The organism is Wolbachia endosymbiont of Dirofilaria (Dirofilaria) immitis, assembly GCF_013365455.1.
Classification (GTDB): Bacteria; Pseudomonadota; Alphaproteobacteria; order Rickettsiales; family Anaplasmataceae; genus Wolbachia.
Genome location: NZ_CP046578.1, coordinates 187215 through 199367, shown reverse-complemented (window position 1 = coordinate 199367; position 12153 = coordinate 187215). Strand labels below are relative to the sequence as shown.

Annotated in this window: 10 protein-coding genes and 1 tRNA gene; 7 read left to right on the top strand and 4 right to left on the bottom strand. The window is 32.5% G+C overall.

Annotation, left to right across the window (positions count from 1 at the left end; genetic code table 11):
* Positions 1 to 658: 658 nt before the first annotated feature.
* Positions 659 to 1777 (bottom strand): rod shape-determining protein RodA, encoded by a 1119-nt coding sequence (gene rodA, locus GOY12_RS00705; RefSeq protein WP_246214391.1) that lies wholly within the window; start codon positions 1775 to 1777, stop codon positions 659 to 661.
* 71 nt (positions 1778 to 1848) lie between these two features.
* Positions 1849 to 3315, bottom strand: coding sequence for a proton-conducting transporter transmembrane domain-containing protein (locus GOY12_RS00700; RefSeq protein ID WP_175818180.1), 1467 nt, complete (start codon positions 3313 to 3315; stop codon positions 1849 to 1851).
* Between the two features lie 64 nt (positions 3316 to 3379).
* Between GOY12_RS00700 and GOY12_RS00695 the strand changes: the two genes are divergently transcribed.
* Positions 3380 to 3709, top strand: coding sequence for an NADH-ubiquinone oxidoreductase subunit NDUFA12 family protein (locus GOY12_RS00695; RefSeq protein WP_175818179.1), 330 nt, complete (start codon positions 3380 to 3382; stop codon positions 3707 to 3709).
* A 953-nt stretch (positions 3710 to 4662) separates the two neighbouring features.
* Here the strand turns inward: GOY12_RS00695 and GOY12_RS00690 are convergent.
* Positions 4663 to 4736 (bottom strand) — tRNA-Arg (locus GOY12_RS00690).
* 142 nt (positions 4737 to 4878) lie between these two features.
* Here GOY12_RS00690 and GOY12_RS00685 point away from each other — a divergent pair.
* The 6 genes from GOY12_RS00685 to GOY12_RS03760 all read left to right on the top strand — a co-directional run bounded on the left by GOY12_RS00685 (position 4879) and on the right by GOY12_RS03760 (position 9298).
* Positions 4879 to 5589, top strand: a complete 711-nt coding sequence (locus GOY12_RS00685) for an ABC transporter ATP-binding protein (protein WP_175818178.1) — start codon at positions 4879 to 4881, stop codon at positions 5587 to 5589.
* 196 nt (positions 5590 to 5785) lie between these two features.
* Positions 5786 to 5953 carry a twin-arginine translocase TatA gene (tatA, locus tag GOY12_RS00680; RefSeq protein ID WP_175814381.1) on the top strand — a complete coding sequence of 56 codons (168 nt, stop codon included), beginning with the start codon at positions 5786 to 5788 and terminating at the stop codon, positions 5951 to 5953.
* Between the two features lie 130 nt (positions 5954 to 6083).
* On the top strand, positions 6084 to 6740 hold the full coding sequence (locus tag GOY12_RS00675) for an exopolysaccharide biosynthesis protein (protein ID WP_175818177.1): 657 nt from the start codon (positions 6084 to 6086) through the stop codon (positions 6738 to 6740).
* 109 nt (positions 6741 to 6849) lie between these two features.
* Positions 6850 to 7509 (top strand): exopolysaccharide biosynthesis protein, encoded by a 660-nt coding sequence (locus tag GOY12_RS00670; protein WP_175818176.1) that lies wholly within the window; start codon positions 6850 to 6852, stop codon positions 7507 to 7509.
* On the top strand, positions 7502 to 8875 hold the full coding sequence (gene cysS / locus GOY12_RS00665; protein ID WP_175818175.1) for a cysteine--tRNA ligase: 1374 nt from the start codon (positions 7502 to 7504) through the stop codon (positions 8873 to 8875). Before GOY12_RS00670 ends, cysS begins: the two co-directional genes overlap by 8 nt.
* 6 nt (positions 8876 to 8881) lie before the next feature.
* Positions 8882 to 9298 carry a DedA family protein gene (locus GOY12_RS03760; protein ID WP_369406209.1) on the top strand — a complete coding sequence of 139 codons (417 nt, stop codon included), beginning with the start codon at positions 8882 to 8884 and terminating at the stop codon, positions 9296 to 9298.
* A gap of 1657 nt (positions 9299 to 10955) precedes the next feature.
* Here GOY12_RS03760 and GOY12_RS00660 read toward each other — a convergent pair.
* Positions 10956 to 12152: a phosphoglycerate kinase gene (locus GOY12_RS00660; protein WP_175818174.1), complete on the bottom strand. Its 1197-nt coding sequence runs from the start codon at positions 12150 to 12152 to the stop codon at positions 10956 to 10958.
* Between the last annotated feature and the right edge of the window lies 1 nt (position 12153).

Below are 12153 nucleotides of genomic sequence, written 5' to 3'. Positions count from 1 at the left end.
GTTAAACAAAGTATATAAGACAATTAGTTCATATAAAAATTCAAATAAATCAGAATATAAAAAAAGCAAACTGATAGCTCAAACTAAAAAGACTCACTACAGAGGAATTTTACCAAGACCATCTTTTTTATCCAACCTAAGATCTGGCTAAGCCGGACTTAATTTTTTAACTCCATTAATTGAAAAACACTTTGAAACTTTTAAGTTACCTTAGCTATAAATAGCTAAGAAATTTACCAGACAGAAAAAAGGAAAAAGAATTCATGTGGTTAGACAGTTTTTTGCTTTCTAACCTTGCAAATTAACATTTCATACTACCTCAAACTACTTACAAGCGCATCTCAGTTGAAAACTTAAAAGTCCAAGTTTCCCACCCCCAGGCAAGGTAATAAAAACGCAAGATACACATAATATAAAAAATCAAATACAAAATATTAATTATGGTAATAACTCTACCGCTTAATCTACACAGACCAAAGATAATCGAACACCTTTCACATATTATGATAATAGAAGTTAGCAAAGTCTATTGAGAGGTTTCTAACAGTTACATGTTCCTAGGCACACTGTCGAAGACTATACAAGAAATTACCCCAGGAGAAATAATTAAAGGCTAGAGCTGGCAAAGTACCCCATAGAGCAAGAATATGTACTGATATCATATCCTAACTATAAATCTTCTTGCTGAGCAAAATCGGGAGTTCAGCCTTAAATTCTCTTCAGAAGTTACACAATTAAACAGTAATCCTATACATATTAAGCTTGAAGCAGTTGTGCTCCCTCCATAAGATAGGAACGGCAATGGATCCCCTATTATAGGTAAAAGGCTTATTGTCATCCCAATATTTATAAAAAAATGAGCACCAAAAAAAGAAAAAATTCCAATAGATAGTAACTTAGAAAAGTAATTTTTTGATCCATAAGCAATAAAGAATATTATTGCAAGTAACATAGTATAAAGAAAAACCAAAGCCATGCTACCTAAGAATCCCCACTCTTCACCAAGTACTGCAAAAGCGAAATCTGTACACCTCTCCGGCAAAAATCCAAGTTGAGTTTGACTTCCACTAACAAATCCTTTACCAAGCAAACCTCCAGAACCAATAGCTATCTGAGATTGCTGTGCAGTATAACCTATTCCAAGCGGATCTGTTGATGAATCCAGAAACGATAGTATCCTTTGTTTATGATAGGGACGTAAAAAAGACCAAATAGCTGGTATCATAAGAATACCAAACACCCCAAAAACTATTAAATGGTACCCTTTTATTATTGATGTAAATATAATTGATGCTCCTATAAATAACATTATCATAGCTGTGCCCAAATTCGGTTGCTTTAATACTAAGAACACAGGCAAGAAAACAATTATAAGCGCCTTAAACAATTTTTGAAATTCCATCATTTTATACAAGCTTTGCTCACTAAAATAACGAGCAAGTGCAAGCATCAATCCTACTTTTGCAAATTCTGATGGTTGTAAACTAACTGACCCGATTTTTATCCACCTTGTTGAACCCATTACAGACAAACCAAAAAAATTCACTACTAACAGTGCAATTATTGCTGCTATATAAAAAAAATAAGCATATTTTAAGTAAAAACTTAGCTCTATGAATGACATAGCTATAGCTAGTAGAAAAAAAAAAGAGAATACAGCCAGCTGATGAACTGCAAATGGCACCCATTTCCCTCCAGCAGAAGAATATTGAATAACAATACCAATACAAAACAAAGCTATCACATTAATAACTAATAACCAATGAACCTTTTTCACAATCTATCTCCTATCTATAGCAAAAGCTCTTATGCCTTATAGCACAGTAAAACATGAAGTAAAGGTAAAAATCAAAAAACCAATTTTTCAACTACTGAACGAACTGGATTAGTATATATTCCAATTACTATTGTTAAAACAGCCATAAATAGTAAGCAAAAAAGCATAGGCAATGGCACCTCATTAGCTTGTCCAAGCGTCATTCTAGTGTGTAATGTTGCATCATTCCCAAAATACATTCTTTCCACCGTTTGCCATATATATATTAATGCAAGAAAAGAACCTGTAGCGAAAACTACAAGAGAAATCCATGCACGAGATTCAATAATTGCTTTCATCATATACCACTTACTTACAAAACCACTAGTTAAAGGCATACCAATCAATGCTAATCCAAGCAGAGTAAACGCAAATGTTATATAAGGCATTGATTTTTCGAGTCCTGATAAATTTTCTACTTTCGTTGAGTCAAACTTATAAGAAATACATCCTGCAGTCATGAATAAAGACGTTTTTATTATACTGTGATTTATTATATGGAGAACTGCTGCAAACAAACCTGTTTTTGAGTTTAAACTCAGCATTAAAACTATATAGCCAATCTGGCTAATACTGGAGTTAGCAAGTAACCTCTTCATGTCTTTTGCAGTCATTGCAAATATCGACCCAAATACAATAGCACAAAGTGCAAGTGTAACTATTATGTTGTTTAATGGTGGTTTGAGTAAAAAAAAGTTTTGATGAAAAACAGTATAAAAGATTCTAATAAAAACATATATCATAACTTTAGTTACTGTACCCGAAAAAAATATACTAATAAAACTAGGAGCTTCACTGTATGAATTAACTAGCCACTTACTCAATGGAAACAGTGCCATCTTGATTGAGAGACCAACAAAAATAAACAATGTGCCAAGCTTTATAATATTATTATCATATAGCGGCACTATCCTCTCAGCCATATCAGACATATTGAGCGTACCAGTCATAGAATACAACAGCCCGATACCAAATAAGTAAAACGTTGCACCTATCGTTCCACTAATCAGATATTCTAACGCTGCAACTAAAGCTTTTTTATCCTTTCCCATTGAAACTAGCACATAAGAAGAAAGAGATGAGATTTCTAAAAAAACATAAAGATTGAATATATCATTTGTTACCAAAATCCCAAGCAGTCCACTTAAGCACAACAGAAATAAAGAGTAAAAACCAGTGATTTTGTTTTTGCTAATCTCCTTTTTGTTAACACGAAAACTATAAAGAACACTTATCAGCGCTATAAAATTTACTAGAGTTAGAATTAAGGAATTTAACATATCAATCCTTAACTCTATCCCGTATGCAGGAGCAAAATCCCCAAGGTAATAAGTTATAACTTCACCATCACAAGTTTTCATAAGTAGTATCGATGAAACAAAAAGAGTAGCTGCTGTTGTAGTAAAAGAGATAAACCACGACACTTTATCTTCTCTAACAAAAGAGCAAAACATTGATGCAATTATTGGTATAATAACTTGTAAGATTGGCAATTGCATTAAATTATTGTTAACGGAGCGTTAAAGCATTAGTATATATAATACTTTTTGTTTTAATAGCTTTATGTTACCCAAAATTTCTAATGTAATAAAATGTTTATTACGAAAAGAAGATAAATTTGTAGGAAGAGACAAAAACAAAAATTCTTACTACGAGTCAAGTACAGGAAAAAGGTGGGTTATATATAGCAGTGTTCCTGAACCTACAGTAGTACCTCCGGAGTGGCATGTATGGCTTCATTATACTGATAATGCAGTGCCAGTTAATGATAAAACAAGGAAAGTAAAACATATTCTTAATTTGACGATCAAAAAAGATGCATATCACCCCAACCAAAAAGTACAAAACTACTATAAGAGCTGGAAGCCTAATAATAATTCTAATAATAATTAAGGATACAAAGATCAAGCATACTTTAAGCATTGATAAATTTATTTGTACTAGTCTCTCCATTTTTCTCACCTGCTTTGCCGTTAATAAATTATCTGAGATAAAAAAAGCTGCAAAAATTGCCATAAAATATATAGCTTTTTACTGGTGTTAGCGACATAGAAGCAGATAATAATATAAGGTTTTTAGCATAAATATTGTATGCACAACTAAGCGTACCATTTAATAAATGACCCATACACTATAGATTGATATATACAAGCAAAATATAAAATTGTCAGCCGATAGCTTAGCCTTAATAATCAGTAGTAAAATATTGCTAGCAAATTTGTCAACATATTACCTGAACTAGGCATTAAGCCAATTTAAAACAGTGGCAAAATTAGAGTATACTCAAATTAAGGTAAATACAAGTGAAATAATAAATAAAACTCTCAATATATTTAAAAACAACCTGACTCATAATAACAAAAACTACTTGACAAATTTTGCCACCCCTCCTATATGATACCAAAATTTCAGTACTACTTTTGTAATGGGCCCATTACAAAAAAATTTCATATATGCCATATTTAACTTCCTGCACTATATATTTTTTACATGTTATCTAACACGTATAGCTAGCATTATGAATTGCGCTTTACTAAATACTTAAAAGCACTAAAAATGCCAACACACAAGTAAGATAGATAGCAGATAATTAGCTGTATAAGGTCTTTTGCCTTTTTTACCTAGTAAGCTTCTTAAACATTAAAGCAATTCATAAATAGAAATTTTCTTTTACAACAAATGGCATAATTCCAATATGTGAGATATTAGAATCTATTTTTTTAGATCTTAGATGATATTACCTACCGTACCTGCACAAACACCGTAGTGTTTATACAACTATAAGCTAAACTATAATTCTCTTCAAAAACATAAAAATAGCATAATAAGTCAACAGAGCATCACAGTAGGGCTAGTGCGATTCGAACGCACGGCCTTCGGATTAGGAATCCAATGCTCTATCCTACTGAGCTATAGCCCCGTATTTCCTATTATTTCACATGATCATAACAAAAAAACTCCTTATTTTTCTAGATTCTTTTTATAACTAACTTATAACAAAAACATTTCTGTACATTCCTTGAATATCACGTTATTATTTTTTATAAAATAGTTTCAGGTTAATGCTAATTAACAACATTAGTTATTCTTATAGCAACCAGGGTGATTTTACGTTAAGCAATATAAACATTGAAGTAAAACGAGGAAATGTCACCTGCCTATTAGGACATTCAGGTTGTGGTAAGTCAACAATTTTGAAGTTAATTGCAGGAATAGAAAATCCAAAATCTGGTGCCATTTTTATAAATGACAGATTAGTAGCAAGCAATAATACATCAATTGCAATAGAGCACAGGAATGTAGGATTGATTTTTCAACATTCTGCATTATTTCCTCACAAAACAGTCATAGAGAATATAACTTTTGCTATTCGTAGTGCTTCTAAAAAAGAAAAGTACCTTACTGCATTAGAAATTTTGAAGCTATTAAACATAGCAAAATATGAAAACATGTACTCTAACGCTTTGTCAGGAGGTCAGCAACAATTAGTTGCAATAGCAAGAGTAATGGCACAAAATCCTGATGTTGTGTTGCTCGATGAACCATTTTCTAATTTAGATATAATGCTTAAATGCCAAACAAGACACCACGTCTTATCTCTTTTTAGAAGCAAAAATATCCCTGTGCTAATGGTAACCCATGACCCACAAGAAGCATTAAAAGTCGCAGACTCTATCTATGTAATGAAAAATGGCAAAATTATTCAATCAGGAGTCTCCAGTGACATATATCACAAACTGAAAGACCACACATCAGCAAAGTTCTTCAGCTAATTTTTTACTTTATAGTTAGTCAAGAAGTTTTCTTTTCATACTATATTTGCTACTAAAAATAATCCAGCCTAAAACTGTTACAAAATAGATCAAAAAATTTTAACCTATAGTTAAATAAAGGTGATATAATCCATGCATCACTTGACTGAAGTCAAGCTCTTATATCTTAAATTTAACGTTTTAAATGGAGGTACAAATGAGTTTAGGACCATGGCAATTGTTTTTAGTCTTAATAATAATCTTAGTTCTGTTTGGTGCAGGTAGGTTACCGCAAGTTATGAGTGATTTAGGAAAAGGCATTAAAAACCTTAAACAGGAACTCAAGGATTCAGAGAAGTTATCATCTAACGAACCAGATCGTTAGCGTCCTTATGCTTTGTGACACGTACTAAGGTGCGTGTCATTCATTCAAAAATAAGTATAGACTAAAATATAGATTGAAACACAAGAGCAATCATGTTAGCTTAAAGTTAGTAATTTTCACCAGGGCAACTATGCAAAAAAGTAAGAAGCTGATCAGAAATAAAAAATTAGCCTCCGATATTCTAAAAGAGATTGTGCATACCAACACCACCAACAGCAATGAAATAACATTATTTGACATCAAAACAGCTTTACATGAGCGCGGTTTTAGTATCTTAATGATTATCTTCTCCTTGCCACTATCGCTACCTATACCTGTGCTACCTGGTTATACAACTATACTTTCTATACCTCTAATCTTACTTTCACTGCAGTTTTTATTCGGACTTGATTCTCCTTGGGTACCTTATTGGTTAGAAAAAAAAGCTCTTAAACGCTCAATAGTAATTCTCATAGTAGAAAAAATTTCTCCTATTTTAAAAAAAATAGAAAAGTCCATGAAGCCAAGAGTATCTTTCATTTTCTATGGACCTGGCGAAAAAATTTTAGCTCTTACAACGTTACTTTGTGCAGTAATAATAGCTCTTCCACTACCCTTTACCCACTTCCTTCCTGCAATTGGCACAACTTTTATTTCTCTTGGTATTATGGGTAAAGATGGGCTTCTCTCTATATTAGGAGTTCTCATATCATTGTGTGCGCTGTTACTCACCTTTATTGTCATAGCTAAAGGGTCACAACTTATAACAGGAACACTCTCTTTCCTAAAAAGCTTTATACGTAGTTAAGCTTTATAACATCTTATGCTAAGATAAATCCCTAATGCAAATGAAGAATGAATGTTGAAATATAACAATAATTATGCTAGCTAAAAGGAATAATTTTATCCAAGGATAAATGTGCAAAAAAAGTGAGAGACTAACTAAAAATAAAAAATTGGTTTCCGATATCCTAAAAGAGGTTGTAGACATCAATACTGTTAACAGTGACAAAGTGACATTATTTGATATTAAAATAGCTCTACAAGAGCGCGGTTTTGGTATTTTAATAATTATTTTCTCCTTACCACTGTCAGTACCTATACCTGTTCCACCTGGTTACACAACTATACTTTCCATACCTTTAATCTTATTTTCACTGCAGCTTCTATTTGGGTTTCATTCTCCCTGGATGCCGCATTGGCTAGAAAGGAAATCCTTCCAATTCTCAACATTAGCTTTTGTGGTAAAGAGAACCTCACCTGCATTAAAAAAAATAGAAAAATTCATGAAACCAAGAATACCTTTCATTTTCTATGGACCTGGCGAGAAAATTTTAGCTTTTATAATGTTGCTCTGTGCACTATCGATAGCCATTCCACTACCCTTAACCAATTTTATTCCTGCAATTGGCACAACTCTTATTTCACTTGGCATTATGAGCAAGGACGGACTTCTTTCTACACTAGGGGTCCTAATATCTTTATGCGGCTTATTACTTACTCTTGTTGTAATAGTTGAAGGACCACAGCTCATAATTGGAGCATTTTCTTTTCTAAAAAGCTTTATACATGGTTAAACTTTATAACACTTTAACAAAAAAAAAGGAGTTCTTTACACCGATCGACAAAAGCCATGTAAAAATGTATGTTTGTGGACCAACCGTATATGATATGGCACATATAGGTAATGCACGCTCTGTTGTTGTTTACGATGTATTATTTCAGTTGCTTAAATCTTATTACAGCAAAGTTACTTATGTGCGTAACATCACCGATATTGATGACAAGATAATCAATACAGCAAGTGAGAAAAACAGCAGCATAAAAAGCATAACCACATACTACACCAAATCTTTTCATGAAGATATGAAAAGTCTAAACTGTGTAGAACCAACACATGAGCCAAAAGCAACGGAAAATATAGGTTGCATCATTAAATTAATTGAACATTTACTATTATCTAACCATGCCTATGAATCCAATAAACATGTATATTTCAGCATTGAATCTTACCCCGAGTACGGTGCTTTATCAGGGAAAAAAATTGATAAACTAGATCATGGCAATAGAGTAAAAGTTGGCAAGAACAAAAAACACCCAGGAGATTTCGTGCTGTGGAAACCAGCAAACGATATTGACTATAAGCTTTCAAGTCACTGGAGTAGCCCATGGGGAGAAGGAAGACCTGGATGGCATATAGAATGTTCAGCAATGGCATATGCATACCTTGGAAGAGATTTTGACATCCATGGCGGTGGTATAGATTTGCAATTTCCCCATCATGAGAATGAAATTGCGCAAAGCAAATCTGCATTTACTGGGTCAATGTTCGCAAGACATTGGGTACACAACGGTTTTCTGACGGTAGAAGAAGAAAAAATGAGCAAGTCTTTACTTAACATAATCAAAGTAAGAGATTTGCTTGACAGTGGAATAAAGGGCGAAGTAATACGTTATGCACTGTTCAAAACTCATTACAGAAAACCACTTGATTGGACAGGAGGTGTTATTTGGGAGTCACAAGAAACCTTAAACAAGTTTTATCGATTATTACGTAACATAAATGTAGCAAGCATCGAGAAAAGCGATGCAGAAGTGTATAAAGACTTTATAGAGGCTTTGAAAAATGACCTAAATATCCCTGAAGCTTTAGTCATATTACATGAAATGGCTACAAAAATCAACAAAATGAACAATGAACATAAAAAACTTAAATTAATCGAAAGTTTTGTTAAGAGCGCACGATTTATTGGTCTTCTTGAGTCAAGCTATCAAGAGTGGTTTACCGCATGCATAGACCACCAAGAAATAGAAAGATTAATAAATTTAAGAAAAGCAGCAAAAAAAAATAAAGATTATGACACTGCAGACAGAATAAGAGACAAGTTAAAAAAAATGAAGGTTACAATTTCCGACAACGAAGATGGTACTACAACCTGGTGAATTCATATGGAAAATTATCTTCTATTATTCACGGATAATCTAGTATCGTCATTAATTTTACCTGTATACCAAGGTTTTGTATTTTATACTATGCTATACTTTAGGTCACATTATAACCCACTACTTATGTTACTTTTTGGAGTATTAGGCTCAAGCATTGGTGGAATAGTCAACTGGCACTTGGGTAAGATAACAATCTTTGCTAGAAAAGCATACTATAAATTAGAAAATGAGTACATAATCCCAAAAATCTTAAGAAATTTACTGATCTGTGCAGTTACATTGCTCTCATGGGTATCGGCACTTGGGAGTGCAATTCAAGTTTTATCAGGTTATTTTAAATTAAACTTTAGTTCCTTTACTTTGCTAACTATCATATCCAATTTTCTCTACTTGTTATACCTCACTATTACTGTTCAATAAGCTGTCATCAATTAGTTGAGTTGATCACCATAATAACCTCCTCCTTTGCCTTCTCTAAATATTTAGTATAACTTCATATAAAGTAGTCTGGGACATTTACTGTCCTACATTAAGTATAAATTTCTCATCTCCAAGCACTCTTAAGTTCTTGACACCATCGCTTTTCAAAATTTTTAGGAATCAAATAAAATTTCCTACTTAAACCTAAAACCTCTATAATCTTTTTAAAGCTTTGTAAACTTTAAAGATGATATTTCATTTTTAAGACATCTAATTTTGTAGATGCATAAGACCTTATACTCTATTTAGATAAGAACCGTAATAAGCTTAACCTTAAACATCAACATAGCAAACAATATAATTAAGGGAAACGCTATTTTCTCATTTCGCAAGAGATAATAAATACTTGCAATCTGCTGTTTTACAAAAACAGCAGTTGTAAACTTGATTCAATCATCTTATTTTTCGATAAGAATCGACCAAAAATATAATTACTGCTACACTTGCTTCAAAGTTCAGGTAAGAGCACCTTCCTTCCTACTTTAACTCTAAGAAGTAACGCCTTCTCAATTTTTTTATAAAAAACTCTTAAATATCTTTACTTCTACAGCTCATCTCATATAAAATCAAAATTATTTTTTGCTCTGCAGCTATAAAGATTAGCCTATTCCCTACATACAGTCTACAATGCTATTTTTCTTTAATAATTTCCAGTAAAACAACTTATATATGAAAAAGACTAAACATTGCACAACTCTAACAACCAAGTTCACATTATAGTTTTAACCCAAGGCATGATCTAAAATATTACTGTAACCTTTTCTGCTTCAAAGTGCCTTATAAGGTATAAAACTGGTTTTTAGTAGGACTTCACACCTGTTCTTAAGGGAGGGTTAGTCATGCTTACAACTCACACGCTCATAGAACAATTATCTAGTTTTTATGACTCTTCAACATATTATATCTATCAAAATCTTGGTATAACATACATTATGCATGTAATGATCATTTTTCTAATAGAACCACTAGAGTAATACTGCTATTTTTACTAACAAGTTTCACTCGCATCTCTTATTCTTATAAAAAAGAACACACCTCCTTTGCTTTCAACATCAGAGTGTAGATACTAGCACTACACCATCGATACTTTCTCGTTTTCTCTACACCATAATCTAAATTTGATGCAAACTTTAAAACAGTAAATTCCTTAAGGAAGGTGAATTCTTTTTTTTCAAATCCTTAAAATTATCCTTATAGAAACAAACAAAACTTATTTAACCTTTTTAAAAGTCAACATACTTACCAGTTTACCATCTGGCTTACTATAAAAAATATGGTCAAGTCCTACATCCATATATCCATATATCCTCTTTTTTTACTACCTCTCTGTGATACTCGGACTCAAGAAAAGCTCTGAAAATCTTCTTAATCATAGCTTACTCTTCACTTACTAGCCTCTATCAAAACGAGTAGTTAACTCTTTAAAGAATTTCTCAAAGCTAATTTGTTCACTTGCATCACTGGATAATAATTCTTAAAAATGAAAAAACAAATATTACTATACTAGCATTAAAGTACAAGATCAACTTAGCTGTCCTTCTTTATTATAATACAACTCCACAAAAAACTAAAATATAAGCAACAATTTTAAAAAGCTTTAACCTGATGCTAACTGCAGTGCAGCAACTCCCGGCATCTCATCACCACTTAGCCAACTTAAAAACGCCCCTCCACCGGTCGAGACATATGTAAAATTTTTATCAGTAAGACCCGCAGCATTTATTGCAGACAGGCTATCACCTCCCCCTATTATACTAATTAATTTCCCCTCGCGTGTCAAATTACTCACTACTCTCATTACTTCTATTGTACCATTCGCAAAAGCTGAATACTCAAAAACACCAATAGGCCCACTCCACAGGAGAGTCTTACTGCTTGCTATTATATTGCTTACTGTGCTTAAAGTTTGAGGCCCGATATCTAAAATTATATCATCATCCAAAATGGATTCAGTCTTCCTTAAAATGCAATTGCTGTAATCAGAGTTTATTGCAACTAGAACATCCCCAGGCACAATTATTTTGCAATTGTTTTTATTTGCCGTATCAACAATATCACACAGAAGATCACTAACATTATTTTGAAAAAAAGACTTACCGACATTCACTCCATTAAATAACAAAAAATTATTAGCAATTGCACCACCAAGAATTAGGTAATCAACCTTTTCTGCTAATTTTATAAGCGTTTTTATCTTAGTTGATACTTTAGCTCCCCCAATTATCACAGTAATAGGTTTAGCATTAAATAATACATCTCTTTCAAGATGTTTTAGCTCATCTTGAAAACAAAATCCTGCATAGGAAGGCAAAAATTCTGTAATACATAAAATAGAAGCATGAGCCCTGTGAGAACAAGAAAATGCATCATTTACATATATATCCGCTAGAGATGCTAACTGTTTAGCAAAATTTAAGTCATTCCGCTCTTCTCCTCTATAAAACCTTAGATTTTCCAGCAATATTACATCTCCTCTATCCATCAAACTTATTGCTCTCTGTACTCTCTGACCAATACAATTACCAATAAATTTTACCTCTTTTTTCAATAACTGTGATAAAACTTCAACCATGTTTCTTAGCGATAGATTACTGTTTTTGGCTTTTGGATGCCCAAAGTGGGATATAATAATAATTTTTGCACCTGCATTTATTAAGTACTGAATAGTAGGAAGTGTTCTCAAAATACGAGTAATATCATAAACTTTTCCATTTTTCGTAGAGACATTGAAATCAACTCTGAGCAAGACAGTCTTATCTTGAAAATTACAACTTTCTATGCTAGGTATATCCATA

Bases quoted from the DNA above. Each gene is read 5' to 3' on its own strand.
- GOY12_RS03760 (WP_369406209.1), top strand. From the start codon at position 8,882: ATGGAAAATTATCTTCTATTATTCACGGATAATCTAGTATCGTCATTA.
- GOY12_RS00685 (WP_175818178.1), top strand. From the start codon at position 4,879: ATGCTAATTAACAACATTAGTTATTCTTATAGCAACCAGGGTGATTTT.
- GOY12_RS00675 (WP_175818177.1), top strand. From the start codon at position 6,084: ATGCAAAAAAGTAAGAAGCTGATCAGAAATAAAAAATTAGCCTCCGAT.
- cysS (WP_175818175.1), top strand. From the start codon at position 7,502: ATGGTTAAACTTTATAACACTTTAACAAAAAAAAAGGAGTTCTTTACA.
- GOY12_RS00670 (WP_175818176.1), top strand. From the start codon at position 6,850: ATGTGCAAAAAAAGTGAGAGACTAACTAAAAATAAAAAATTGGTTTCC.
- GOY12_RS00700 (WP_175818180.1), bottom strand. From the start codon at position 3,315: ATGCAATTGCCAATCTTACAAGTTATTATACCAATAATTGCATCAATG.
- tatA (WP_175814381.1), top strand. From the start codon at position 5,786: ATGAGTTTAGGACCATGGCAATTGTTTTTAGTCTTAATAATAATCTTA.
- GOY12_RS00660 (WP_175818174.1), bottom strand. From the start codon at position 12,152: ATGGATATACCTAGCATAGAAAGTTGTAATTTTCAAGATAAGACTGTC.
- GOY12_RS00695 (WP_175818179.1), top strand. From the start codon at position 3,380: ATGTTACCCAAAATTTCTAATGTAATAAAATGTTTATTACGAAAAGAA.